At 65.1% G+C, this 24,891-nt stretch carries 20 protein-coding genes; 8 read left to right on the forward strand and 12 right to left on the reverse strand.

Annotation, left to right across the window (positions count from 1 at the left end):
- Nucleotides 1-69 precede the first annotated feature (69 nt).
- Together NX068_RS18885 and NX068_RS18890 are read left to right on the forward strand one after the other, a co-directional pair.
- Nucleotides 70-453 (forward strand): MarR family winged helix-turn-helix transcriptional regulator, encoded by a 384-nt coding sequence (locus NX068_RS18885; RefSeq protein WP_263462762.1) that lies wholly within the window; start codon nucleotides 70-72, stop codon nucleotides 451-453.
- A gap of 106 nt (nucleotides 454-559) precedes the next feature.
- On the forward strand, nucleotides 560-1,459 hold the full coding sequence (locus NX068_RS18890; RefSeq protein ID WP_442806766.1) for a LysR family transcriptional regulator: 900 nt from the start codon (nucleotides 560-562) through the stop codon (nucleotides 1,457-1,459).
- Between the two features lie 501 nt (nucleotides 1,460-1,960).
- On the opposite strand, the gene NX068_RS18895 is transcribed toward NX068_RS18890, so the two are convergent.
- The 5 genes from NX068_RS18895 to NX068_RS18915 form a co-directional block, all read right to left on the reverse strand.
- Complete coding sequence (locus NX068_RS18895) at nucleotides 1,961-3,172, reverse strand: tyrosine-type recombinase/integrase (protein WP_263462763.1); 1,212 nt, start codon at nucleotides 3,170-3,172, stop codon at nucleotides 1,961-1,963.
- A gap of 257 nt (nucleotides 3,173-3,429) precedes the next feature.
- On the reverse strand, nucleotides 3,430-4,479 hold the full coding sequence (locus NX068_RS18900) for an alpha/beta fold hydrolase (protein ID WP_263462764.1): 1,050 nt from the start codon (nucleotides 4,477-4,479) through the stop codon (nucleotides 3,430-3,432).
- 112 nt (nucleotides 4,480-4,591) lie between these two features.
- Nucleotides 4,592-5,359: an SDR family NAD(P)-dependent oxidoreductase gene (locus tag NX068_RS18905; protein WP_263462765.1), complete on the reverse strand. Its 768-nt coding sequence runs from the start codon at nucleotides 5,357-5,359 to the stop codon at nucleotides 4,592-4,594.
- Between the two features lie 78 nt (nucleotides 5,360-5,437).
- On the reverse strand, nucleotides 5,438-6,217 hold the full coding sequence (locus NX068_RS18910) for an SDR family NAD(P)-dependent oxidoreductase (protein ID WP_263462766.1): 780 nt from the start codon (nucleotides 6,215-6,217) through the stop codon (nucleotides 5,438-5,440).
- Nucleotides 6,218-6,236: 19 nt separating this feature from the next.
- Complete coding sequence (locus tag NX068_RS18915; protein ID WP_263462767.1) at nucleotides 6,237-7,886, reverse strand: flavin-containing monooxygenase; 1,650 nt, start codon at nucleotides 7,884-7,886, stop codon at nucleotides 6,237-6,239.
- 383 nt (nucleotides 7,887-8,269) lie between these two features.
- Between NX068_RS18915 and NX068_RS18920 the strand changes: the two genes are divergently transcribed.
- On the forward strand, nucleotides 8,270-9,241 hold the full coding sequence (locus tag NX068_RS18920; RefSeq protein WP_263462768.1) for a transporter: 972 nt from the start codon (nucleotides 8,270-8,272) through the stop codon (nucleotides 9,239-9,241).
- Between the two features lie 57 nt (nucleotides 9,242-9,298).
- On the opposite strand, the gene NX068_RS18925 is transcribed toward NX068_RS18920, so the two are convergent.
- Nucleotides 9,299-10,555, reverse strand: a complete 1,257-nt coding sequence (locus NX068_RS18925) for a putative Na+/H+ antiporter (RefSeq protein WP_263462769.1) — start codon at nucleotides 10,553-10,555, stop codon at nucleotides 9,299-9,301.
- A gap of 543 nt (nucleotides 10,556-11,098) precedes the next feature.
- Between NX068_RS18925 and NX068_RS18930 the strand changes: the two genes are divergently transcribed.
- The 5 genes from NX068_RS18930 (at nucleotide 11,099) to NX068_RS18950 (ending at nucleotide 17,982) form a co-directional block, all read left to right on the forward strand.
- Complete coding sequence (locus NX068_RS18930; RefSeq protein WP_263462770.1) at nucleotides 11,099-12,175, forward strand: WD40/YVTN/BNR-like repeat-containing protein; 1,077 nt, start codon at nucleotides 11,099-11,101, stop codon at nucleotides 12,173-12,175.
- Between the two features lie 45 nt (nucleotides 12,176-12,220).
- Complete coding sequence (locus NX068_RS18935; RefSeq protein WP_263462771.1) at nucleotides 12,221-14,599, forward strand: efflux RND transporter permease subunit; 2,379 nt, start codon at nucleotides 12,221-12,223, stop codon at nucleotides 14,597-14,599.
- A gap of 31 nt (nucleotides 14,600-14,630) precedes the next feature.
- The gene (locus NX068_RS18940; RefSeq protein WP_263462772.1) at nucleotides 14,631-16,232 is read left to right on the forward strand and encodes a DUF1302 family protein; all 1,602 of its coding nucleotides are present in this window, start codon (nucleotides 14,631-14,633) and stop codon (nucleotides 16,230-16,232) included.
- A 15-nt stretch (nucleotides 16,233-16,247) separates the two neighbouring features.
- Nucleotides 16,248-17,519, forward strand: a complete 1,272-nt coding sequence (locus NX068_RS18945; RefSeq protein WP_263462773.1) for a DUF1329 domain-containing protein — start codon at nucleotides 16,248-16,250, stop codon at nucleotides 17,517-17,519.
- Between the two features lie 67 nt (nucleotides 17,520-17,586).
- Nucleotides 17,587-17,982: a nuclear transport factor 2 family protein gene (locus tag NX068_RS18950; RefSeq protein WP_263462774.1), complete on the forward strand. Its 396-nt coding sequence runs from the start codon at nucleotides 17,587-17,589 to the stop codon at nucleotides 17,980-17,982.
- Between the two features lie 107 nt (nucleotides 17,983-18,089).
- Here the strand turns inward: NX068_RS18950 and NX068_RS18955 are convergent, their stop codons facing one another.
- The 6 genes from NX068_RS18955 to NX068_RS18980 all read right to left on the reverse strand — a co-directional run bounded on the left by NX068_RS18955 (nucleotide 18,090) and on the right by NX068_RS18980 (nucleotide 24,877).
- Entirely contained in the window at nucleotides 18,090-18,839 is a 750-nt protein-coding gene (locus tag NX068_RS18955) for an SDR family NAD(P)-dependent oxidoreductase (RefSeq protein ID WP_263462775.1), read from the reverse strand.
- Between the two features lie 76 nt (nucleotides 18,840-18,915).
- The gene (gene iaaH / locus NX068_RS18960) at nucleotides 18,916-20,355 is read right to left on the reverse strand and encodes an indoleacetamide hydrolase (RefSeq protein WP_263462776.1); all 1,440 of its coding nucleotides are present in this window, start codon (nucleotides 20,353-20,355) and stop codon (nucleotides 18,916-18,918) included.
- Between the two features lie 58 nt (nucleotides 20,356-20,413).
- A complete protein-coding gene (locus NX068_RS18965; protein WP_263462777.1) occupies nucleotides 20,414-21,811 on the reverse strand; it encodes an amidase in 1,398 nt (465 codons plus the stop codon).
- Nucleotides 21,808-22,692, reverse strand: a complete 885-nt coding sequence (locus NX068_RS18970) for an alpha/beta fold hydrolase (RefSeq protein WP_263462778.1) — start codon at nucleotides 22,690-22,692, stop codon at nucleotides 21,808-21,810. Before NX068_RS18970 ends, NX068_RS18965 begins: the two co-directional genes overlap by 4 nt.
- A gap of 94 nt (nucleotides 22,693-22,786) precedes the next feature.
- Nucleotides 22,787-23,524 (reverse strand): aspartate/glutamate racemase family protein, encoded by a 738-nt coding sequence (locus NX068_RS18975; RefSeq protein WP_263462779.1) that lies wholly within the window; start codon nucleotides 23,522-23,524, stop codon nucleotides 22,787-22,789.
- 12 nt (nucleotides 23,525-23,536) lie between these two features.
- Nucleotides 23,537-24,877 (reverse strand): M20 family metallopeptidase, encoded by a 1,341-nt coding sequence (locus NX068_RS18980; RefSeq protein ID WP_263462780.1) that lies wholly within the window; start codon nucleotides 24,875-24,877, stop codon nucleotides 23,537-23,539.
- Nucleotides 24,878-24,891: the final 14 nt, after the last annotated feature.

Below are 24,891 nucleotides of genomic sequence, written 5' to 3' on the forward strand. Positions count from 1 at the left end.
GAAAATGGATCGTCCGTCGTTCAATAGGAGTACGCGCCGGTGACGTCAAAGAAAAGCGATGCTTGGCTCATGCTGATCCAGATCGTCGCCAACGTCGAAGCCGATCTGGTCAAGGTGCTGCAAGCCCGGCATGGGCTTGGCCTGTCGGAATACCGCGCACTGGAAATACTGGCCCGGTCGCAGAACTCCGAACTGCGCATGCAGGATCTGGCTGCGCACCTTGGTCTGAACCAAAGTTCGGTGTCGCGGATGGTCGAACGTCTGGAGCGTTCCGGCTTCACCGTCCGCGATCTGTGCCCGGACGACAAGCGGGGGGTTTACACGGTGCTGACCAAAGACGGACGCACACGCCTCGAAAGCGCGCAGCCCGACTACGAGAAAGCATTGGCGGCTGCGCTCAAGGCGCATGGCGGCGAAAAGTTGCTGGCAATGCAAGGCGCGAAGGCGCGATAGGCCATGCGTTGAGCCTTGCCAACAGGGCGAGGCTGATTGATGAGTGTTGTGTGCTCGCTGCGCGCTCAGCCAGCCGGGCGCGGTTCGTCATCGGCCATGAGGTCAGATGATGGAACTCCGACATCTACGCTGCTTTCTCGCCGTGGCCGAAGAACTCCATTTCGCCCGCGCCGCCGAGCGCCTGCACATCGAGCAGTCGCCGCTGTCGCGAGCCATCAAGGAGTTGGAAGAAGACTTGGGCGTGCGCCTGTTCATCCGAACCACACGCAGCACCCGCCTGTCGCGTGCCGGGCAGGTCTTCAAGGAGCATGTGCCGCGCATCTTCACCGCCTTGCAGCAGGCCCGCGAGGGAGCCAAAGCGGTGGCCGCCGGCTACGACGGTCAATTGCGCATCGCCCTGTCCGACGGCATCACGCCGCCGCGCCTGGGTGCCTGCCTGGAGAAGTGCCGGGGCGACGATCCCGAAGTCGGGATTCATCTGGCCGAAATACCGCTGTCGCAGCAGATCGCCGGACTGCGCGAAGACCTCTACGATGCGGGGTTCGCGCAGTCCGACGACGTGGGCGATGGCCTGCTGGCGGTGCCTGCCTGGCATGACCCGCTGGTGGTGGCAGTGCCAGCCAGACATCCACTGCTGACCCACAAACGCATCCCGCTGGAAGAAGTCCTGCGCTATCCGCTGGCGATGGGCGACCCGCATGTGTGCGAAGGCTACTGTTGGCAAATTGCACGGGTGCTGCACACCGTGGACACGGAGCCGCTGGTGGCGGAAGAAGTCGCCTCGCTCGACCTGATGCTGACCCTGGTTTCGGCCGGCTATGCCTTGGCGCTGCTCGGGGCGTCGCAGATCGCTGCCAGCCGTTCGCCGGACATAGCCAGCCGCCCGCTGTCGGGCATCTCCCCGGCTCTGACGACCTATCTTCTGCGGGCCGACACGGCTCCCTCTGAACCGCTGTCCCGCTTCATTAAGCGGGCCATTTCGGGCGTTTCTGGCCCGCACCGCTGATTCACTTCCCGAGATTCGATGCGCTGCGGCTCCGGCGCAGCACGGCGTGCTGCTGCGCAGGTGGCACGCGGGCAAACCAGCATTCATGCGGTTTGGTGAATCTCGACGGCACGATGCCATCGACGCGGCGTGCCGCGCTTCCCCCATGTGCAGACTGGCTTCGACGCGACCCCGTGCCGCGTCCTTTTGTCTTGCCTTCCGCCGCTTCAAGCGCCACGGCACGCAAACTCGGTGTGGCGGCGGCGCGGCATGGGCCACTGTCTGCACGTGGGACGGCTGCGCCGAGTGCGATTTGGCGCGCAGTGTGAATGCACGCGCAATGACAGGCCGGAGACACGACGCAATGCACGCCGATGGCTTCATGATGAGCGGCGACGATGCCAGCGACCACGCTTTCGGCTGACGTGGCTTTCTAAATGCTGCCGCCCCTGTTTTGCGCACGTTGTCGTGCGTAAAACAGGGCGGAATCTTGTAATCGGAATGCAGAACGGAGCGGCTATGTCATGCGGCAGTGGTGCTTTCCTGCGCGGCTGGCGGTTTGCCCATGACAACGGTTTTGCGCCGGTTCGCCACAAGCTCCGCCGCCTTGCGCACCGGGTCGTCTTCGGTGTGAACGTAGTGCATGAACATCGCTACGGTCTTGTGCGCGGTCAGTGCCATGCCGACCTTGATCGGGATGCCCGAGTTGGCAATGTCGGTCGTCGAGCGATGGCGGATGCCGTGCGTGCCGACATGCGTTGCGCCTGCGGCCTTGAGGGTGCGGCTCCAACCGCCGTAGTACTCGCCTTCGGTGAGGGCCTTGGTCGGGTCGTTCGGTGAGGGCAGCACGTGGGGGCAGCCGTCTTGGCGTGGCGCTGTTAAGAGCAGCCGGTAGGCTTCCTCGCTCATGGGCTTGGACATGCCGCCGGTTTTGCTGTCGGGCCAGACGACACGGCGGTTTTCCAGATCGACCCATTGCCATTGCAGCGAGATGATTTCCGAACGGCGGCCCGCGAACTCGAATTGCAGGCGGATTGCCAGCGGGATGGTGTAGTGCTCCAGCCCTTCGGCTTCCAGGCGCTCCAGGTAGCGGAACAGCTTGCCCATGTCTTCGTCGCTGATGAGGTGGGTGGCCTTGCCATCCGGGTACACCGGGACATGGCGGCAAGGGTTGGTGCCGTCGGGCCGGTAGCCCCACACCTCGGCCAGGTTGAACATGCGGCGCATGACGCTGAACGTGCGGTTCGCATCGGCGGGCTTGTGCGCCATCTTCTTCATCGCTGCGGCCACGTCGGAACGCTTCACGTCCTGCACCTTCATGCGGCCCAACATCGGGATGATGTTGCGGTCGATGGCGCTCTGGTAGCCTTTCTGCGTGCTGGGTTTGTTGCGCTGCTTGGAGTAGTCCCCCATGAACTTGCCGCACAGTTCCTTGACCGTGGGGGCGGCACGGGAAGCAGCCTTGGCCGCGCTGGGGTCGCCGCCCCGGCGTACCTCGGCCATCCATTCCTGCGCCAGGGCGCGGGCTTGCTCGACGGTCAGTTCCCCGTACAGGCCCAGGGCGGGCTTGCGGTGCTCGCCCGCGTTGGTGCGGTACTGGAGCATGAATACCTTGCGGCCCGCCGGTGTAACCTTGCACATAAAACCCGGTACGACGGTATCCCGCAACTCGATGGCCTGCGCCTGGGGTTGCGCCGCATCGACGGCGGACTTGGTGAGCTTCAGCTTTGCCATGATGACTCCTCGGAAAGACCCGTTTCCCAGGGGCCTCATAGGGGCCGACAAAGAGAAAGGCCGGTCAGGTTTCGGAATGCACCGGCATATGCTTGGCTCACCTAAGTGATTGATAAACCTTCTGTATCTGGCTTCGGCGCAGTCCAGCGCATGGCCGGGCTGGAGTCATGGTGAAATGAAAAAAAGCCGCGGTCTCGTCAAAGAGGCCGCGGCCTGCAAGCCCCGCCGCGGATGCGGCAGGGGGCACGCTGGACACGTCAGACGCTGGGCTGAGCGTCCAGCAACTGCCGGAGATTGGTGTCCAGTTCGGCGATGCAGTTGGCGTCGGTGCCGAACAGCGCCAGGTGGCCGTCGATGCTGTTCAGCGGGCGGAATTCACTGTCGGCGATCTGCTTCTGCTCGGCCAGGCAGTCGTTGGGCGGGAAGAACATGTCGTGGCTGATCGGCATCACGAAGGTCTTCGCCTTGATGCGGCCGAGCGCCGCGGCCAGGTCGCCGCCGGTATGGCGGCTGACGTCGCCGCGCTGCCATTTCCAGATCATGCACAGCAGGTTGTTCGGGTCCATCGGCGCGAAGTAGCCGGTCATGAATTGATCGACGAAGCTCTCCATGCTGTCGAAGCCCAGCGCCTTGTGGCGGCCGCCGCGGAAGAAGTCGGTGCTCCAGCCCATCACCGTCCACAGCTTGGCATGGCGGCGCAGGCCGGCCGCCATCTCGGCGGAGTCGGCGTAGTTGCCGTCGCGGAAGGCCGGATCGGTGACGATGGTGTCGATCAGGGTTTCGCCGAACATGAAGTCGTGTTCGGTGTTGCGGGCCGTGCCGGCGATCGGGGCGGCGCGTTCGACCATGTCCGGATGGCGCACCGCCCATTCGTAGGTTTGCTGGGCGCCCATCGAGCCACCCACGACCAGGGCCAGGCGTTCGATGCCGAAATGCTGGGTGAGCAGGCGGTGCTGGGCCCGGACGTCGTCGCCGATGCGCACGCGGGGGAATTTCGGCCCGGCGATTTCCGCCGGCGCGTTGCTGGGCGACAGCGACAGGCCGCTGCCGATCTGGTTGACGACGATGATGAAGTAGCGGTCCGGGTCCAGCGCACGGCCGGGGCCGATATAGACCTGCTCCATGATCTTGCTCGTGCCCGAATACCAGGTCGGGACGAGGATCGCGTTGTCGCGCGCGGTGTTGAGCCGGCCGTGGGTGGCGACGGCCAGCGTGCAGTCTTCGAGCACGCCGCCTTCCTCGAGTTCGAGCCGGCCGATGCTGACGAGCTTGTAGGGGCCGTGGTTTTCCTGGGTGTAGTAGGTCATTTGAGTGTCCTCGTGGGGCTGGGGGCAGGGCCGCGGACGGCCTCGGCGCCGCAGGGCATGTGGATGAGGCCGGTGTTCCGGCCGTCGTGGCGGGAAGGGGATGTCGGCGGACTCAGCCTGCCGACATGCCGCCATCGACGCAGTAGCGTCCGCCGGTGCAGAAGGTGCTTTCGTCGCTGGCCAGGAACAGGGCGGTCCGGGCGACCTCTTCGGACAGGCCGTAGCGTCCGGCCGGGATCATGGTCTCGAACTGGGCTTTCACCGTTGCAGCCGCGCCGGGCGCTGCGCCTTCCTCGATGGAACGCATCATGCGATTGTCGATCGGGGAGGGGTGAATGGTGTTGATGCGCACCCCGCTGTTGCCCACTTCCAGCACCGCCGAACGCATCAGCCCGACCACCGCGTGCTTGCTCGCCACATAGGCCGACAGCCCGGCGAAACCCTTCAGGCCGGCGATCGACGAGGTGATGACGATGCTGCCGCCGCCCTGTTTCTGCATCACCGGAATGGCGTGCTTGAGCGGCAGGAACACGCCGCGCACATTCACCGCCATGACGCGGTCGAAAGCCTCGACGGTGTAATCGACCAGCGGCGAGATGCTGCCTTCGGTGCCGGCGTTGGCAAACACCACGTCCACCCGGCCGTGGTGCTGCACCACGGTGTCGATCATGTTGCGTACCTGGTCTTCCCGGGTGACGTCGCCCGCCACATGGCTGACGGCATCGCTGCCGATTTCCTTCACGGCTGCCTGCAGCGCCTGCTCGTTAAGGTCGGCCAGCACCACCCGGGCGCCTTCGGCAACGAACAGCTTGGCCGTGGCCAGGCCGATGCCGCCTGCGCCGCCGGTGATCAGGGCGACTTTGTTGCTCAGTCTTTTCATGATTGTCTCCTCCGTGGATGGCCGGCCGCAGGCTGGCGGCCGGCCCCCGGGGTTGAAGGGTTGGGGTCGGGGGTGGGGTCAGCGTGCGGTGTAGCCGCCGTCGATGACGAGTTCGGCGCCGGTGACCCAGCGCGCCTCGTCCGAGGCCAGGTAAACCGCGCCCCAGGCGATGTCGTCCGGCGTGCCGGTGCCGCCCAGCGGATGCAGGGCATCCAGATGGGCCTTGGCCGCGTCGTGCGCCAGGCCGTTGTCCTGGACGTAGCGGTCCACCATCGGCGTGAACACGAAGCCCGGATGGATGGAATTGACCCGGATGCGCTCGGGGGCGTAGAGCAGGGCGTCGTTCTTGCTCATCGTCCGCACCGCACCCTTGGCGGCGTGGTAGGGCGGGATGTCGCCGCCGCCGACGATGCCGTAGATCGACGAAATGTTGATGACCGAGCCGCCCCCGGCCTGGCGCAGATACGGCACGGCGTGCTTGGTGCACAGGAACACCGCCGTCACGTTCACCGCCATCACCCGGTTCCACTCGGCCAGCGCCAGCTTGTCGGTCGGCGTGTTCTCGCCCTCGATGCCGGCGTTGTTCACCAGCACGTCGATACGGTTGAACCCGGAGCCGAACTGCGTGGCGGCAGCCTGCATGGCTGCGCTGATGCGCTCTTCGTCGGTCACGTCCACCTGCACGAACAGCGCCTTGCCGCCCATGCCGCGGATCGCTTCCGCCTCCGCCTCGCCGCGCGCATCGCGATCGAGGATGGCGACGGCCGCGCCTTCCCCGGCCATGCGCCGGACGATGGCCAGGCCGAGGCCGCTGCTGCCGCCGGTGACGACCGCCACCTTTCCAGCAAGTCGATTCATGTTGGTTTCTCCGGTCCGGTCAGTTCATCGCGAAACCGGGGTAGCCCTGGCGAGCCAGCTCGTCGCACTTGTTGTGGTAGGTGCCCGCGCCGCCGACGTAGGAGAGCAGCCGGCGCGGCTTGCCTTCGACGTTGGAGCCCATGTACCACGAGTCGGTCTTGGTCAGCAGCGTGGCGTTGGCCACTTCGTCGTGGTGCCTGACCCATTCGTCCTCGAATTCCTGCGTGGCTTCCACCACCTTCTTGCCGTTCTGGCGGGCATAGGCGATGCAGTCGGTGATCCAATTGACCTGCTGCTGCAGGCAGGTGGGCATGTTGCACAGCGCGGCGGACGGCGCTAGCGGCGCGCCGGTGGTGAACAGGTTGGGGTAGCCGTGGACCTGCAGGCCCATCGCGGTGCGGATTTCCTTGCTCCACTGCTCCTTCAGCGAACGCTTGCCGCGGCCGCGGATGTCGATGCGGCTCAGCGCGCCCGAACCGGCGTCGAAGCCGACCGCCAGGATGATCACATCGACTTCGTGCACCTTGCCGTCGGAGGTCTGGAAACCTTCCGGCACGACCCGCTCGATCGGCGTCTTGCGGCAATCCACCGCTTCGACGTTGGGCTGGAGATAGACCTCGAGGTACTTGGTTTCCAGCGGCACGCGATGGGTGCCGAAGCCGTAGTCCTGCGGAATCAGCAGGTCCCACAGGTCGGGGCGGCTCTTCAGGCGCTCGCGCATCTTGCCGCGGACGAATTCGGACACCACTTCGCTGATTTCCTCGTCGAAGAACATTTCCGGGAAACCGGCCAGCCACGGCGCCAGCGAGCCATCCTCCCACAGCGCCTCCATGACGGCGGTGCGCTGCTCCGGCGTGTTCTCGGCCCACGAACCCTTGTCGAAGTCGTAGTCGAAGCCGGCGAAGGTGCTGCGCACGCGCTGCTTGAGCTCGTGGAAGCGGGAGCCCCATTTTTCCCAGTCCACCGCGGTGTACTTGGGGTTCTTCATCGGCACGACGTATTGCGGCGTGCGGGCGAAGATCTTCATCGAACCGACGATGGGGGCGATCGTCTGGATCACCTGGATGCCGGTGGCGCCGGTGCCGACCACGGCAACGCGCTTGCCTTTCAGATCCACCGGCTCCTTGGGCCACAGGCCGGTGATGTAGAGCTCGCCCTTGAAGCTGGACTGGCCGGGGAAGCGTTCGGTGATCGGCGCCGACAGCATGCCGCAGCAGGCGACCAGGTACTGGGTCGTCACCTGTTCGCCGTCCGCGGTGGTGATGCGCCAGATGTCCTGCGCTTCGTCGTAATGGGCCGAGGCGATCCGGGTATTGAACTGGATGTCCTTTCTCAGATCGAGCTTGTCGGCGACGTAATTGAGCCAGCGCTCCGTTTCTTCCTGGGCGGGGAAGCGTTCGGAAGGCTGCCACGATTTGTACAATTCCTCGGAGAACCAGTATTGGTAAATCTCCGCCTGGGAATCGAAGCGGGCGCCCGGATAACGGTTCCAATACCAGGTTCCGCCGACGTTGCTGGCAGTTTCATAGGCACGCACATTCATGCCCATTTCCCGCAGGCGATGCAATTGATAGAGCCCGGCCACGCCCGCGCCGATGACGATGGCGTCGAAATGCCTGGCTGCCGCCTGGTTTCCGGCGCTGTTGCCTTGTACCTGTGCAGTACTCATTTTTGTCTCCTTCACTTCCATTGCTAAGGGTTTCCCGATGATCGGAGATCACGCGGTAGCACGCTGCCGCGCCTCGATGGACGCGTTTCGTTTCATGCCGGAAGAGAATCTATAGGCGTATCGCTCCGGGCATCTTGTCGGTTCTTGGCAATGTTTTGAACAAACCGGTGAAACCGCAATGAGCCTGAGGCGAAATGTCTTTGATCCAAGTTAAAGTTTTTTCCGGCCACGTTCCGTGGCTGTCGAAAGCAAAAAGAAATCCGCTTCGAGAAAGACGCCTCGTGGAAATGGCGCACCTGGCTGCGGCCATTTCCGGAGGATTCGCCATCGGGCGCGACAGCGCATCGAATCGAATGCGCGGCCCCACCGAAGGAGACAAACAGATGATCGAAAGAGACGCATCCGGGCTCATGCCCGGCATTTCCACCGAGACCGAGAAACGTGTCGGGCAGGCTTCCGCCGTGCCGGCGAAGCGCCGGCGCGGCAGTCGCATCACGGTCTGGCTCGGCGCCACGCTGCTCGCAGCGACTGCGCAACAGGCTGCGGCGATAAGCGTCGATCCGGGCGATTACGACCACGCGCCGCCGGGCACCACCCTGGGGCTGATGTACTACCAGTACAGCAAGGGGGACAAGCTGTATGCCGGCGGCGACAAGGTTTCGAGCGATGCCAGCCTGCGCGCCCAGGTGGGCATGCTGAGGCTGGTCAGGTTCGTCGAGCTCGGCGGCATCACGATGACGCCGCAGATCATCCTGCCGTTCGGCTCGGTCAATACCGGTGGCGACCTCGGCGGTGCGACCGTGCGCAACGGTGTGGGCGACGTGATCCTGGGCAGCGGCATCTTCCTGTACAGGGACGAGCAGCGCCGCGTGTTCGGCATCATGCCCTACCTGACGCTACCCACCGGGCAGTACGACCGCCACCGCACGCTGAACCCCTTCGGCGAAAACCGCTGGAAGTTCACGCTGCAGGCAGCAGGGGTGCTGCCGCTGGGCGACAAGTTCACGCTGGATGTGGTCGGCGACGTGCAGTTCCACGGCGACAACAAGCGCTTCGGCGAGAACAGGCAGACCATGAGCCAGAAGCAGGTTTGGGAACTGCAGACCCATCTGCGCTACCACCTGTCGCCGGCCACCACGCTCAGTGCCAGCCTGTTCCGGGTCGAAGGCGGCGAAACGGAGATCGATCGCGTGGATCAGGACGATCGCCAGCGCCGCACGCGGATGATGATCGGCGCATCCCACTTCCTGGCGCCGAACTGGCAACTGATGGGCCACATAGGGCGGGATCTGTCGGTGGATCAGGGTGTCCGCGAAAACCTGCGCGTCAATCTGAGGCTGATGACGATCTTCTGAGCCTCGGCCGGCCCGTGGCGCGCTGCCCGATTCCGGCAGCGTGCCACGGGCCGGTGCTTACAGCACGCGGAAAGCCAGGATCGCGACCAGGGTCGGCGGCAGCGCGGCAACGAACAGGCCGAGCGGGTTGACCACGCCCTGGTTGAAGTCGCGGCGCAGGATCGACATGCCCGCCGGATTGGGCGCGTTGGCGATCACCGTGAGGCCGCCGCCGGTCACCGCGCCGGCGACGATGGCGTGCTTGAATTCGTCGCTCAGGCCCTCGACCAGCGAAGCCAGGTAGGTCAGCGCGGCGTTGTCGGTGACGGCGGTCAGCGCGGTGGCGCCGAAATACACCGTGGTCGCATCCATCTTCGTCAGCAGGGGCTGCAGCCACCACGCCTGCTGGCCGCCGAGCACCACCAGGCCGGCGAGGAAGAAGGCCACCATCAGCCCTTCGCGCAGGATCAGGCGTTCCTGGAAGCGCGGATAGGCCGTCGCCAGGCCCATGAACAGCAGGAACACGCCGAGGAAGATCGGCGGATGGTGGACGAAGGCGACGATCAGGAACAGCAGGAAGAGGTGGATGCCGACCATCGTCATCGGCACTTCATCCGTGCGCTCCTCGGTTTCCAGCGGCAGTGCATTCAGTTCGCGGTAGAAGATCAGCGTCGCCGCGGCGGCATTGATGGTCACGGCGAGCGCCGACTTCCAGCCGAAGTGCGACAGCATGTAGAGCGAGTCCCAGCCCCAGGTCGAGGCCACCATCAGGACCGGCGGCGCGGCGAAGTTGGTCAGCGTGCCGCCGATCGACACGTTGACGAACAGCGCGCCGATGGTCACGTACATCAGGTGGCGGGAGATGCCCCGGCTGTAGTAGCGCTCGCGCAGCATCATCGCCGCCAGCGTCATCGCCGCCGGCTCGGTGATGAAGGAGCCGAGCAGCGGCACGGCGGCGACGATGGTGAAATAGGTCGCGACCGATTCCGGCAGCGGCACGGTGCGGGCGATCATGCGCACCGTGGCCGAGGCGAACTGCATCACCGGCTTGCTCGCCGCCACCACCATGATCGCGAACACGAACATCGGCTCGGTGTAGTTGCGCGTGTCCAGATACTCGACCGCGCTGTCCAGGCCGGTGGCGAAGCCCATGAACACCACCAGTACGATGGCCCAGAAGCCGAATACCGCTTCGACCTCGCCCAGCAGGTGCCACAGCCCCGCGTGGGCCGGCCGGGTGTGGGCCAGGTGCTCGAAGAATTTGGTGGAGAAGGTGTGGATGATGGCGATGGCGAACAGGATCGCGCCGATCACCTGGATTGTTGTTGGATTCATGCGGCTTCACCGGAAAAGGGGTGGGGATGGGGTGTTGCGGCCACGGTAGACGGGCCGGGGTGGAAGCCGTTGGTCAGTGGAGGCGCACGTGGCGGGCTGCGGCGGGTGCGCAGGCGAAGGAGACGGTGATCCGCAGCGTCGGAGGATGGGCGGGCAGCTTGCTGCGGCTGCAGGGCGAGGTGTCGGTTCATGGGCGCACGGGTGCTCCGTGAGGCGGCCCGACCATCACGAAAACCTGCCCGGCGGCGGAGTTGCGGCACGGACACCCGGCCGCAAGCTTACACAAGCAGGGGGGTGATCAACAAGCGGCAAGCGGGGGCGACAGGCTTGAAAGTGCCTTGCCGAGGCTGAAGAGAAGGGATGTCCGATCTTGCGGCCATCAGACCTTGGTCAGAGCCTGTCCGTACTGTGCGGATTCACGTGCACCCAGCGGATAAGGGCTGCGTTCAGCGGATAGCCCCGGGGGGGAGGGAGCCTCTAGCGTAGAGGCCACTAGAAACCTCTACGGCTCTTGCGAGCCAGCCCCGACCCGACAGAGCAGCCATGGACCGCATCCCCGAACAGATTACCTCTTTTTCTCCGCCCGCCTCCGCGAGCCTGTCAGCCGCGCCAGGCAAGGGCCGCCGCCGTAACTGGACAGTCGGTGGCTGCGTGGTGTCCGCACTGCCGTGGTTGACCATTGCCGGTCTGTTGTGGGCGGGCCTGTTCGTCAAGCCGCAGCCAGTAGGTGCCAGCCTGCAGCCGCCAGTGCTGGAGCGGCGTGATCACTATTACGGCCTCGTCGCCGCGAACGGCATGCTGCTGGCAGCGGGTTCGGGCGGGAAGATCCTGCGCATCGATCCGTCTGCGGAAGATATCACGCGCGCTCCGACACCCACTGGCGAGACCCTGCAGGATGTGGCGACCTGGGACGGCGTGCGCGTGGTGGCGGTGGGCAATGCCGGTGTGATCCTGGTGTCCGCCGATGGCGGCACGACCTGGTCGCAAGTGGCCGACGTGCCCCGCTCCGAGATCGCCAACAAGCTTGCGCGGGTCCGCACCGCCCCCGGAGGCATCGCCGTGGCCACCGGTGAGATGGGCGCGTTGCTGATGAGCCACGACTTTGGCGGCACCTGGATGCGCATCCGCGATGAGGAGGATTTGGCCTGGAATGACGTGGCGCTGATCGGCGAGGCACGCATGGTCGTCGTCGGCGAGTTCGGCCGCATTCTGGTCAGCGAGGACGGCGGTGCCACCTGGGCTGAGCTCTCATCCCCGGTGGCAAGTTCCCTGATGGCAGTGGCCTTTCGCGACGGCCAGCACGGCGTGGCGGTGGGCTTGGAGGGCGTCGTGCTGACCACGCGGGACGGCGGCCTCAGCTGGACCCAGGTGGAGACGGACATCCATGTTCACCTATTCGACGTGAGTTGGGACGCTGCGAACGCACGCTGGATCGGTGCTGGCGCACTGGGCCGCTGGATCGCTGCCGATGCCGAAGGCCAGCGCTGGCAGAGCGGGCGCCTGGACGAACGTGATCTGTCCTGGCACACGCGCGTACTGCCGGTCGATGGCCGCGCCTGGTTCGCCGGCGCCAACGTCGGCCGCTGGGACGGTCAGATCTGGGCACCGCTCGGCTACTGAGCCCACAGCAGCGCTCCGAATCATCCCCAATCAGAGAGCACAGAAATGATCGAACGCATCGCGGAGTTCTGTATCCGCAAACGCAACTTGGTTGTCGGCGCGCTTGCCGCGGCGACGCTGTTCCTGTCCTGGTTCGCGCTCCACGTCGAGGTGCGCACCGTATTTGAGGACATGCTGCCCACCAAGCATGAGTACATCCAGACTCACCAGAAATTCAAGGATACTTTCGGCGGCTCGAACATGATCACGATCATGGTCGAGGTGGAACAGGGTGACATCTTCTCTGCCGCGGTGCTCGACAAGGTGCGCACGATTACCCTCGGACTGCGCGAAGTGTCGGCGGTAAACCCGTACCAGATCACCTCGCTGGCGTCCAAGAAGCTCAAGGAAGTGCGCGCGTCCACCGACGGCATCGAGACCAGGCCGCTGATGTGGCCGGATCTGCCCACCAATGCAGCAGAAATGGCCTTGCTGCGTGAATCGGTGCTGCGTAACCCGTTGGTGTACGGTCTCTATGTTTCCAAGGACCTGCAGTCTACGTTGATCACCGTGGACTTCATCGACCGGGAGGTGGACTACGCCAAGGTATTCGCCGAGATCCGCGGCTTGGTAGCCAGCGTCGACGATGGTTCGGTGAACATCCGTGTGGTGGGCGATCCCATGCTGTATGGCTGGGTGAACCACTATGTGCCGGAGACCATCCATCTGGTCGCTGCTGCCATGGGCCTGACCCTGGCGATGCTCTTCGTGCTGCTGCGCACCTGGCGCGGCGTGCTGCTGCCGCTGCTGGCGGGCGTGGTCAGCGCGATCTGGGCGCTGGGTATCTGCCGCATCCTGGGTGTGCATTTCGAGCCGCTGGTGATCGTGGTGGCGATGCTGATCACTTCCCGTGCGGTGTCCCACTCGGTGCAGATCGTCAATCGCTTCGACGATGAACTGGCTGTGATTCCGCCCGACGCGGACTGCGCCCGATTCGCCGCCAAAGTGGCGCTGGCCGACCTGTTCCGCCCCGGCATGCTGGGCGTCGTCGCGGATGCGGCCTGCATGGCGGTGGTGGCACTGTCGCCAATCCCCATGCTGCAGAAACTGACACTGCTGTCGGTGGTGTGGGTGTCCACGCTGACCATCAGCGCGGTGATCCTCACCCCGGTACTGCTCTCGTACATCCGCAAACCCCACGGCACGGTACACCCCATCGACTGTGCTCTGCTGCTGAGGAAGTTCCTGGATCTGGGCGTGTGGATGGCAACCTCGCGCTTCCGTTATGCGGTCATCGGCTGCAGTGCAGTGGTGATGGCCATCTCCGGCCTCTACGCCTTCAATCTCAAGATCGGCGATGCCAACCCGGGCTCGCCAATCCTGTGGCCGGAATCCGCTTACAACCTGGATTCCGCGGCCATCAACCAACGCTTCCAGGGTGTGGACCGCATGTTCATTGTCGTCGGAGAGGACGGCAACGAAGGTCTGGTGAAGTCCAACGAGGTGCTGCAAGCCATGAATGGTTTCCAGCGCTTCATCGAGGCCCAGCCGGAAGTGGGCGGTTCGATCTCCATCGCGGACGTGATTCCGGTGGTCAACAGCACACTGCGGGAGGGCAACCCGCGCTACCTGGAACTGGGCGACAGCCAGGCGGTGAATGGCAGCTTGATGGCCATTCTGGATTCCGTATCCGAACCGGGCGACATGGACCGTTTCACCGACACCGCCTACGCCAACGGCGCCATCACCATGATGTTCCGAGACCGCCAGGGCGAAACCATCCGAACCGCGGTGGCACGCATCAAGGAGTTCATCGAGCAGCACCCTCTCTCCGAAGGGCAGTGGCAGCTCGCCGGCGGCCTGATCGGCGTGATGGCGGCGGTCAACGAAGTGATCCTGTCCAGCCAGATCGAACACATCGCGCTTGCGCTCTTCGTGCTGGTGGTGATCTGCACCGTGGTTTACCGCTCCACAGTGGCCGGGATGCTGTTCATGGTGCCGGTCATCATCTCCAACACGCTCACCTTCAGCTTCATGGCCTGGAAAGGCATCGGCATGAACATCAACACCGTGCCGGTCGCCGCGCTGGGCATCGGCCTGGGCGTGGATTACGCCTTCTACGTGGCCGACCGCATCAAGGAAGAGATTGCCGCCGGAAGTTCGCCCGAAAAGGCCATTCACGAGGCCATGCATTCGGCCGGCATGGGGGTATTGGTCACTGCTGGCGTACTCATTTTCAGCACCCTGCTGTGGTGGGCATCTTCTCTGCGTTTCCAGGCGGAAATGGGTCTGCTGATGGCGATCTGGCTGGCCGTTTCTGCGGCGTCGGCCCTCTTCGTCATGCCTTCCATCATCTACGTGTTCCGCCCCGTTTTCATCTTCGGCAGCAGGAACCATCACGACCGCCCTGTGCTCGCCGGCCTGCGTTCCGTCGCCGGCGCCTGAACCCCCGAACGACCCCCTGGAGAGAACTAGCATGAAAAAGAGAAACTGCAAGTCGGAATGCTGCCGTACCTGGTTCGGCGCTACCGTAGCCGTTGGCCTTGCGTGCTCGGCCATGCCGCTGCACGCCGAGGGCGATGGCAGCCTGAAGGTCGATGGCTACCTGCGTCAGGAACTTTCCTGGAACATGCGCAACTGGGAAGACACACCCGACTACGACGACGGCGGCAAACTGTCCATGGCGCGCACCACCGCCCGTCTCAACCTCGACTGGAAGGCCACGGAAGACGTTTCCGTGGTTGCCAAGCTGCGCGCCGTGGGCGAGGTGAAAACGTCCTTTCTGCGCCATCTGGAAAAAATGGGCGCGCACAACTACCGTGATGGCGACATCATGGCGCTGTACAACCGCAATCGGATCAGCGACGTGATTCGCGAGTTGTACGTGGACTTCCCGCTGGGCGAGCGCACCCGCGTGCGCCTGGGCAAGCAGCAGATCGCCTGGGGCGAGACTGACTTCTTCGCTGCCAATGACCTGGTGCACGGCTTCGACTGGACGTGGCGCTCCTTCCTGGAGCCGGCCAACGAGGAGCTGCGCAAGGCCAACATCATGGCCAAGGTGAACATCGACGTGCCCGAACTGGAAGGCGGCATCGAGATGTTCATCCGTCCGGGCTGGGACCGCAAAAGCGACATCGGCACCGAATTGGAGATCTACGGGGGACGCTGGTCCAGCCAGCCCTGGGCGGGGGTGGATTTCCGCAACATCGACCCTTACGACTTCGAGAACAACAAGGGCGACGTGCGCGACGTGACCGGCGGCATCCGTTGGAGCGGCATGGCGGGCGACATCAATTATTCGGTGTCCTACCTGAAGACCTACTGGCCTGCGGCCATCATGAATGGCACCAGCAAGTTCAATGGCATGCCCGGTTTCAGCAACGTCAGAACCGAAGGCCGTGCCGATACCAATGGCTTGTTCGGCGACATCATCTATCCGAAGGTGGATGTGTTCGGGTTCACTGCCAGTGGCTATTCGGATTTGGCCGATGCCGTGTTCAGTGCCGAAGTGGCCTACGTCAGGAACGCTGCCTACAACTTCTCGGCGACGCCGGGCTCATTCGCCAGCCAGAACGTTGCGCCGGGCTTCGACGGGGTCAAGTACAAGGATGTGCTGGCGTGGATGGTGCGCATGGACAAGAACCTGGCGTTCACTCAGTCCCTGCTGGGTACGGAAAAGCCGGCGTTCTTCTCCGTGCAGCTATTCGACAAGTGGATTCTGGATTACGACAAGGACGAGCGCCTGCTCTACTCCGTGGGCTGGGGCGGCAAGGCGAAGGAGCACTCCTTCCTGCTCACCGGCATCCTGGGCCTGTCCTATGACAACGGTCGCATCCGGCCTGAACTGGTAGTCGGCGCTGATCTCTCCAACAAGGGCGGTTTCGCCGTGCCTTCGGTGACCTTCGAACTGGCCAAGAATTGGCGCTGGAAGGTGGAGTACGACAAGTTCTGGGACGACGAATGGCGCGACGGCAGCAAGTGTGCCCCGCCCAACGCCAACAACTGCGACAGCACCACCATGTTCGGTTACTTCCACAAGCGCGACCAGCTCTACACCAGCCTGACCTATCTCTTCTGACCCCGGAGCAAGTCCATGAACGCCATCAATCGCCCCCTCTTTCGCCTCACCGCTGCTGCTCTCGCAGTGGCCGCCTGTGGCCTCGCCCATGCAGCCGAACTGCCGGCCGGCACCGTCATCTCCGCCGCCAACATCGATCAGGTGAAGAACGACACTTTCGAAGGCCACACCATCGCCAGCCTGCTCACCGAGAAGATCGAGTGGCGCATCCGCAACAACGGCATGCAGATTCCGCTTGCCAAGTCCAGGGAGATCCCCCTCGATCCCAAGTGGGTCAAGGCTTCCCAGGCCAATGCAGGAAAGACGAAGATCAATGGCGAAAGCTGCCAAGTGGACGGTTGGGAAGCGGGCCTGCCTTTCCCGGATATCGACATGGCCGACCCCCAGGCCGCAGAAAAGGTGGTCTGGAACTGGCACCTGGGCCAGCTCACCGGTGATCTCGCCCATGCTCCTTTTTACACCCAGGTATTGATCGACGGTGCCAAGGGCGTGCACGCCGAACCGGTGGCGGAATTCATTCGCTACTCCATGAAGGGCCGCCTTTCCGGCGGTGCCGCGGTGGAAGGCGACGGCAGCGAACGTGGCCGCCAGATCCTGTTCTTCAAGGCTCCGTCCGACATGAAGGGGTTGGGCACCTTCACCATCATGTACGACTCCGCCAAGGTGCCCGACGTGTGGGCCTACATTCCCGCAGTGCGCCGAGTGCGCCGCCTCTCCGGCGGTGCGTGGATGGATCCGGTGGGTTCCTCTGATCAGCTCCAGGATGACCTGGAAGTCTTCAACGCTCGTCCGTGCTGGTATGCCGGTTACAAGATGCTGGGCAAGCGTTGGGTGCTGGCCGTGGCCAACAGCAAGACGCCGCTGTGGAAGCGCGACGGGAAGGGTTTCGCAGAGAAATACCCCGTGCTGGAGGACAAGGCCCCGTTCTGGAACATGAACAACAATGACTACGAGCCCCGCGAAGTTTACGTCATCGAAGCCACGACGCCCTCCGAGCATCCTTACAGCAAGAAGGTGCTGTACGTCGATACCAAGTATCCGCGCATTTATTACGGTGAGGCCTACAACCGCAAGGGCGAGTTCTGGAAGATGATGGAATTCCACTCCTACCCGGCCAAGGCTGAGGACGGTTTCATCGACATCCGCACTGCCGCTGGCGCCGTCATCGATTTCCAGCGCAACCATGCCACCGTGTCCCTGGTGGACTCCACCACATGGAAGACCAATCCGCCGGGGAAGAGCGCCAAGGATTTCACGCTGCAGACGCTGCAGGCAGCGGGGCGCTGAGCCTTTGCATCCTTCGTGGGGTATGGCATTCCGCCATACCCTTTTTTCATTTCAACGAGGCCCTTTCATGACCGACGACACGGTGCGCAGGCTGGTGAGCAAGATTGGACAAGGTGCAACTCCCGCCGAGATTGCTTCCTTATTCAGCGAGGATGTGGATTGGTTCATCGCTGGAGATACGGAAAATGTTCCCTGGATAGGCCGCAAGCATGGCAGAAAGGGCGTTGCGGAATTCTTCAGCCAGATTCGAGAACTGATTGCAGCTGAGCGCTTCGAAATCAGCGATGTGCTGGTGAAGGGCGGCCGCGCTGTGGTACTGGGTGCGCTGGCGTCGCGGGCGAGAAGCACCGGCAAGTTGATGGAGACGGAGTTCGCCTTCGATCTGATAGTCGAGAACGGGCTGGTCGTCCGCTATCGCATGTTCGAGGACAGCTTTGCGGTGGCGCGGGCTGTTGCTCCCTGAAGGCCCGCACTCCGCACCCATGGGGCGTGTCCTCCTGAAGACACTGCCGATCCACGCTGAGCAACCGGCATTGCGTCTTCGACTTGCGACGATTGCGTCCCGGTACCTCAGGCCGCACTCATCCCGCCGTCGACCGGCAGCAGCGCTCCGGTCACATACGACGATGCCCCCGACAGCAGCCACAACACTGCAGCACTGACTTCGGCTGGTTTGCCGATGCGGTGCATGGGCACGCCGTCGTCGTACATGTGGTCGTCGCCACCGGTCACGCGGTCGTAGCTCGGGGTTTTGATCGGGCCGGGGCAGACCGCATTAACGCGGATGCCGCGCGCAGCATAATCCAGCGCCGCAGCGCGGGTGGCGCCGACGATGCCGTGCTTGGCGGCGACGTAGTACGCCAGGTGCGGCATGGCCTTGAGGCCGAAGATGGAGCTGTTGTTCACGATGGAGCCACCGCCGCTCGCCAGCATCGCGGCGGCTTCGTACTTCATCATGTAGAGCACGCCCTTGAGGTTGATGTCGATCACGTCGCCGATATCGGCATCGGGCGTGTCGTGGATGTCGCAGAACTCCCTTTGCAGGCCGGCGTTGTTGAAGGCGCCGTCGAGCCGGCCCCAGGTGTCCAGTGTGTATTGCACCAGCGCAGCGCAGTCGGCGGGGCGGGAAACGTCCGTGATGCGGAAGGCCGCCTGCCCGCCTGCGGCACGTATCTCTGCGACCACGGCTTCGCCTTCCTCTGCGCGGCGGCCGCCAAGCACCACGCGGGCGCCCGTGCGGCCTAGCGCCAGAGAGGTATCGCGTCCCATGCCACTGCCGCCGCCGGTAACGATGACCACTTTGCCGTCCAGATCTGTCATGACTTCGTCTCCCTGAAACCACAAAAGCCCGCCTGCCGGGTGGCGAGGCGGGTCGAAAAGAGCCGTCGGCCTTTTGTCACAGCGCGGAAGGAATTCGCCCCAGTACGGCCTCGAGTGCCATGCCGATGGATAGCAGGCGGCGATCCGTGCCGGCCGGGCCGTCCAGTTCCATGCCCACGGGCAGGCCGGTCGCGGGGCCGAGACCGATGGGAAGCTGGATGGAGGGCAAGCCAGCGCTGGCCGAGGGTTCGGTATTCTGGATCAGGAGGCGGAAGTTCTCCGGCAGGCTTATCTCGGGTCGGGCGATGGGGGCGACCACGGGCGTGGTGGGGAACACGAAAGCATCCAGGCTGTGGCGGGCGAACAGTTCGCGGTAATGTGCCTTCAGCGCGGGGCGGCCGTGGAGAACGGCTTCGTCGTAGAGCGGACGTGCCGGAACGGGCTTGCCGCCCGAGCCGAGGGTCTGGCGCTTGAGGACGAATTCGCAATAGATGCTTTTCACGTCCGGACTGGTGATTCCATCGAACAGCGTTTCGATGGAAATGCCTGGCCCATGGTCGCGCAGCCAGGTGACCATGTCGTCATAGGCTTCGTAAAGGACGATGGGAAAGCCGATGGGGTCGTTCAATTCCAGCAACCGTGCTTCCGGAACTTCGATGAAGTTCACGCCGACGGCTTCGAGCTTTTTCACCGCGGCCGAAGTGAGGGCCTGGGTGTCTTCGTCCAGGTTGGCCCAGAAGCCGGGTGCCACGCCAAGGCGCAGCGTCTCCAGGCTTACCGCGTGCAGCGCAGCTTCACCGGTGACGATACCGTCCAGCAGCGCCACGTCGGCCATGCACAGGGCCATTGGGCCCACGGTGTCGCGACTGTTGGCAATCGGGATGACCCCCTCGCTGGAATATCGCCCCCACGACGGGCGCAGGGACGCGCAGCCGTTGAGTGCGCATGGAATGCGCATGGAGCCGCCTGTATCGGTGCCCAGTGCGCCCAGCGCCATGCGCGCGCCCAGCGCCGCGGCGCTGCCGGAGGACGAGCCGCCGGCGATGCGGGTGGCGTCGTAGGGGTTGCGCACGCCCACGCTGCCCGGGTGGTGGAAGGCGTGGTTGTAGCCTGTGGCGCCGAAAGCGAGTTCATGCATGTTGGTTTTTCCCAGCACCACGGCGCCGGCTTCCCTCAGCCGGCTCAGCGTGGGTGCGTCACTGTGGGGCACGAAGTCGGCCAGCGCCGGCGTGCCGGCTGTGGCCGGCAGGCCGGCGGCGTGGATGTTGTCCTTGACCACGATGGGCAGGCCGGTGAGCAGTCCCTGCACGTGGCCGGCGGCGCGTGCCGTGTCGGCTGCGCGGGCCGCAGCGAGCGCCCGTTCGGCGTCGAGGGTGATGAAGATGTTCAGTTCCGGGTGGGCCTCGGCGCGGGCGATGCAGTCGCGCATCAGCGCTTCACAGCTCAGTTCACCGGCGGCGATCAGTGCCGTCGCTTCAGCCAGCGTCGGGCCGGCGCTCTGGGGGTTGGGATTCATCCATGGTTCTCCTGTAGGGGGTGCGGCGGTCCGGGGGCCTGGTGGATTCGGCGCCGCATCAGCGATCGAGCGGCGGATGCGCCTTGTGCCAGCCGGTCACGCCCTGTACCGCCGCGCCGGCGCGCAGCAGCGTGGCTTCGCTGCCCTTGGCCCCGATCAACTGGCAGCCGATGGGCAGGCCGGCGGCCGTGGTGCCGCAGGGCAGCGACAGTGCGGGATGGCCGCTGACGTTGATGGGCGCGGTGTACTGGATGAGCTGCTGGTTCAGCTCGGGCGATTCGGCCAGCGCGGCGAGCGTTTCGTAGGTGGGTGCGGCGAAGGGCTGGACAGGGGCGAGCAGCGCATCCACGCCGGCCAGCGTCTCGTCCAGGCGGCCGGTGAAGGCGAGCGCGTCGAGGATGGCCTGCTGGTAGCGCATGCCGCCGGTCGCACGGCCCACGTCGATGAGCCGCGACAGCGCCGGCCCGTAGTCCGCCGCGCGGCCGGGGTAGGTGGCCGCATGGGCGACGGCGGTCTGCACGCCGCACAGCACTTCCCATTCGCCGGCGATGTGCCAGGCGGTGTCGGGCACGCGGCTGTCCACGATTTTCGCACCCAGATCGGCGAGCACCTTCAGCATCGCCTCAGTCGCCGCCAGCACTTCGGCGTCCGAACCGTGGGCGTTCCAGGCCCGGTCGATACCGATGCGCATGCCGGCGATGCTGCCGTGGGCGCAGGGCTCCACCGGCGCGAGCAGCGAGGTCGGGTCCAGCGGATCGTGGCCGGCGATGGCTTCGTACAGCAGCGCCGCGTCGCGCACGCTGCGCGCCATGGGGCCGACGTGGTCCAGCGTGGCCGCCAACTCGAATACGCCGTGGCGGCTCACCCTGCCCCACGTGGGCTTCAGGCCGGAAAGGCCGTTGGCCGCGGACGGAAAGCGGATCGAGCCGCCCGTGTCCGTGCCCAGTGCGGCGAAACACAGGCCGGCGGCGGTGGCGACGCCGGAGCCGCTGGACGAGGCGCCGGTCCAGTGATCCGTGCCCCACGGGTTGAGCGGCGGCGGCAGGGTCGGATGCGGCGTGGCGAAGGCGCCTTCGGTCATCTGCAGCTTGCCGAGGACGATGGCGCCCGCTTCGCGCAGGCGGTGCACGACCGTGGCGTCCTCGTCAGGCACGAAGCCGGCGAAGACCGTGGTGCCGGCGGCGGTGGCGACGCCCTTGGTCCAGAACAGATCTTTCACCGCCACCGGCACCCCATGCAGCGGCCCGCGGTACTGGCCGGCGGCGATCTCCGCCTCGGCCCGGGCGGCGGCTTCCAGCGCCTCGGCCTCCATCAGCCGGGCGTAGGCGCGCAGACCACCATCCACTTCGGAGATGCGGGCGAACATGTGCCGGGCGAGTGCCACCGGCGACACCTCGCCCGTGCGCAGCAGCGGCGCCAGGTCGGCGATTTCCAGGTAATGCAGCGGGGTGTTCATGCCGTGTAGCCCCCGATGAAAGCGAGCGCCGCGGCGTTGAACTCGTCCGGGCATTCGGTCTGCAGGTGGTGGGCGGCGTTGCCGACCACGTGCAGGCGCGCGTCGGCGAAGCGGTTGAGCATCAGCATCGGCACGTCGATGCTGCCGAACCAGTCGTGCAGGCCCCAGAAGATCATGGTGGGGACGGCCACGCGGGGGAGCAGGGCGGTGAGGTCGTCGGGCCGGCCGAAGAAGCCGGGCGTCTTGATGAGTTCGAGGTAGGCGGGGTTGATGCTGGCTTCAAAGCGCAGGCGCACGTTCTCCGCGTCCACCTTGTCGTCGTCGTGGAACTCCAGCCGCGCGATCAGCGCGCGCATCTTCTCCGGGCTGGGGCCGCCGCCGCCGAAGTAGCCGGGGAAGATGTCGCGGGCGTGCTTGGTGGTGAGCGGCATGGGCGCGATGACGCCGTGGCCCACCGGCTGGGAGCCGATCATCACCATGCGGCCGATGCGCTCGCCGTGCTCCGCCGCCAGCGCGGTGGCCACGCAGCCGCCGAAGCTCTGGTTCACCAGATGGGCGAGGGCGATGCCCAGCGCGTCCAGGAAGCCGAGCAGCTTCTTCGCATGCCAGGAGAACACGGGGCCATCGACCACCACCATGTCCGACTTTCCGAACTGGGCGAAATCCAGGAAATAGCAACGATGCTTCGCCGAGAAGGCTTTGGCGGAGAGGCGGAAATTGCTCCACCCGGTGCTGCCCGGCCCGCCGCCGTGGGTGAAGACGATCGGCGGCGCGTCGTCCGGGCCATCGACTTCGACATAATGCAGGCGCACGCCATCGACGGTGACGTAGCGGCTCGTGCCCTCGACATCGTCCACTTGGAATTTGTCTTGCTCGCTCACTGTACCCTCCTGTCGCTGCGCGACATCCTCCCCGAGGGAGGATGAGCGCCCCCTTCGGGCGGCCGTGCGGTCTCATTCATGGGGCTTGTCTCGCTCAAAATGAAAAAGCCTGATCCTTGATCGTCTCGGGCGCGGGATAAGCGACCTTGCTGTGCGCCAGCCCCAGGTCGAGGAAGAGTTCGCACAGCTTGTAGGCGACCACGCCGGGGTTGAGCACCGGCACCGGCAGGCGCTCGGCCAGCCAGGCGTGGGACTGGTGCATGGTGGTGGAGCCGAGCACGATGGCATCCGCACCGTCCTGTTCGATGGCCTTGCGCGCCTCGGCTTCCAGCCTGGCGAACACGACTTCCTCCTTGCCCGTCAGCAGCGCTTCGGTATCCGGCCGCACGTCGATGGAGCGGATGGACGCCAGCCGCGACTCCAGCCCGTATTCCTTCAGCGTCTTGCGGTACAGCGGGAACCAGCGCGGCCACATGGTCAGGATGGAAAAGCGGTGGCCCAGCATGGACGCGAGGTGGAAGGAGCTTTGCCCCGGCGCCAGCACCGGGATGGAGAGCCGCGCCCGCAGCGCCGCGAGGCCGGAATCGCTGACGGTGTTGATGCACACCGCGTCGAAGCCCTCGTCCTGCGCGCGCATGCCGGCCTCGATCACTGCCATCTCCATGATGGCCAGGTCGTAGTAGCTGTCGGCCAGTGTCATCGTGCGGCCAGCGCCGACGAATTCCACGTCGATGTCGGGCCGGCGCACGCCCGGGGGCAATTGCGATTCCACCAGGGGACGGGTCGCCTCGCTCATCGGCACGGGGAAGATCATCCTGATTTTCTTACTCATGGCGATCTCCCCTTACAGGCCCATGTCTTCGCGCTTGCGCGTCAGTGTGTCGATCAGCACATACATGATCTTCTTCGCGCACGGCAGCAGGTCCGGGATGTAAGTGGCGCCCATGCCGCCCAATCCTTCGGCCACCGGCTCGGTGGCGCCCTGGGCCGGCCACGGCCAGCCGATGCGCACGGTGGGTACGCCGTAGCGGCGCAGCGCGGTGCCGTCGGTCTGGCCACCGAGCAGGTCGGGCTTGCCGTGGGAGCGGCCTTCGATGAATTCCCAGCCGCGCTTGGCGGACTGGACGATCCAGTTGGCCTCGTCCGTGGTGCCGCCGGGCACCGAGCCGTACATCTCCCAGTCCAGCACCAGATCGGGACGGCGCTGCTGCAGGTCGGCAACGAAGGCGGCGAACTGCGCCTTCACGTCCGCGGGCGAGGTTCGCGGGCTGATGCGCACGTCGAAGAAGATTTCGGTGATGGCCGAGGGGAAGGCCGGCCGCTCCGGATTGCCCGAGCGGATGCCGGAAATCCAGCCGTGGGGCGCGACCACGCCGGAGGTGTTGCGCTCCGCGTAGGCGACGATCCACTTTTCCAGTTCCTGGATCACATCGGCGGCCGGCACGACGGAGCTGCGGAAGCCCGGCGTGCCGCGCGGCACGCCCGCGTAGCCCAGGGTGCCGTGCACGCGCAGCTTGAACCAGCCCATGCCCGGCTCCTCGTGGTACACCCAGTTCCACGGCTTCATCACCACGGCGAAGTCCGCCGCCGCGCCGCGGTTGAGCAGGTGCAGCACGCCATTGGACATGCCCGAGTGCTGGCGCGCGGAGATGTCCACCGGCATGCCGCCGTCGCCCATGCCCAGCAGCAGGTCACCCACCAGCGGCACGCCCGATTCCACCAGCGCGGAGGCGATCTCGGTCAGCGTGGCGACCATGGCCTTCGGGTTCGATGCACCCAGGCCGTAAACCCAGTCGTCCACGATCTGGGCGCGCGGCCGCATGTCGGCCTCGTCCTTGCTGCCGGTCCATTGGCGCTCTTCATCGTCCAGTTCCAGGTGGGTGTCGATGGGCGAATACAGCATCACCGCCGCCCCGCCGCCGCTGCCGCGGCGTTCGGCGAGCACGTTGCCGCTGGTCCCAGTCATGGGCATGTAGCGAGAACTGAAGCCGACCTTGCCGAGATGGTCGGCCATGAACTCGCTTGCCTCGCGGGCGAGGCCGGTGGGACTGTGGATGTCGGTGATCGAAAAAAGCAGCTTCTGCAGGCGGCCAGCGTCGATGCGCGCGCAGGCCTGCTCGTACCACGCCAGTTGCTGCGCGGAGAGGGGATTCCGGACTGTGGGGATGGGGGTGTAGTCGCTCATTTCTCGTGGGTTCC

The organism is Thauera carbonicopians, from assembly GCF_025699485.1.
Lineage (GTDB): Bacteria > Pseudomonadota > Gammaproteobacteria > Burkholderiales > Rhodocyclaceae > Thauera.

Bases quoted from the DNA above. Each gene is read 5' to 3' on its own strand.
- NX068_RS18885 (WP_263462762.1), top strand. From the start codon at position 70: ATGCTGATCCAGATCGTCGCCAACGTCGAAGCCGATCTGGTCAAGGTG.
- NX068_RS18890 (WP_442806766.1), top strand. From the start codon at position 560: ATGATGGAACTCCGACATCTACGCTGCTTTCTCGCCGTGGCCGAAGAA.
- NX068_RS18895 (WP_263462763.1), bottom strand. From the start codon at position 3,172: ATGGCAAAGCTGAAGCTCACCAAGTCCGCCGTCGATGCGGCGCAACCC.
- NX068_RS18900 (WP_263462764.1), bottom strand. From the start codon at position 4,479: ATGACCTACTACACCCAGGAAAACCACGGCCCCTACAAGCTCGTCAGC.
- NX068_RS18905 (WP_263462765.1), bottom strand. From the start codon at position 5,359: ATGAAAAGACTGAGCAACAAAGTCGCCCTGATCACCGGCGGCGCAGGC.
- NX068_RS18910 (WP_263462766.1), bottom strand. From the start codon at position 6,217: ATGAATCGACTTGCTGGAAAGGTGGCGGTCGTCACCGGCGGCAGCAGC.
- NX068_RS18915 (WP_263462767.1), bottom strand. From the start codon at position 7,886: ATGAGTACTGCACAGGTACAAGGCAACAGCGCCGGAAACCAGGCGGCA.
- NX068_RS18920 (WP_263462768.1), top strand. From the start codon at position 8,270: ATGATCGAAAGAGACGCATCCGGGCTCATGCCCGGCATTTCCACCGAG.
- NX068_RS18925 (WP_263462769.1), bottom strand. From the start codon at position 10,555: ATGAATCCAACAACAATCCAGGTGATCGGCGCGATCCTGTTCGCCATC.
- NX068_RS18930 (WP_263462770.1), top strand. From the start codon at position 11,099: ATGGACCGCATCCCCGAACAGATTACCTCTTTTTCTCCGCCCGCCTCC.
- NX068_RS18935 (WP_263462771.1), top strand. From the start codon at position 12,221: ATGATCGAACGCATCGCGGAGTTCTGTATCCGCAAACGCAACTTGGTT.
- NX068_RS18940 (WP_263462772.1), top strand. From the start codon at position 14,631: ATGAAAAAGAGAAACTGCAAGTCGGAATGCTGCCGTACCTGGTTCGGC.
- NX068_RS18945 (WP_263462773.1), top strand. From the start codon at position 16,248: ATGAACGCCATCAATCGCCCCCTCTTTCGCCTCACCGCTGCTGCTCTC.
- NX068_RS18950 (WP_263462774.1), top strand. From the start codon at position 17,587: ATGACCGACGACACGGTGCGCAGGCTGGTGAGCAAGATTGGACAAGGT.
- NX068_RS18955 (WP_263462775.1), bottom strand. From the start codon at position 18,839: ATGACAGATCTGGACGGCAAAGTGGTCATCGTTACCGGCGGCGGCAGT.
- iaaH (WP_263462776.1), bottom strand. From the start codon at position 20,355: ATGAATCCCAACCCCCAGAGCGCCGGCCCGACGCTGGCTGAAGCGACG.
- NX068_RS18965 (WP_263462777.1), bottom strand. From the start codon at position 21,811: ATGAACACCCCGCTGCATTACCTGGAAATCGCCGACCTGGCGCCGCTG.
- NX068_RS18975 (WP_263462779.1), bottom strand. From the start codon at position 23,524: ATGAGTAAGAAAATCAGGATGATCTTCCCCGTGCCGATGAGCGAGGCG.
- NX068_RS18980 (WP_263462780.1), bottom strand. From the start codon at position 24,877: ATGAGCGACTACACCCCCATCCCCACAGTCCGGAATCCCCTCTCCGCG.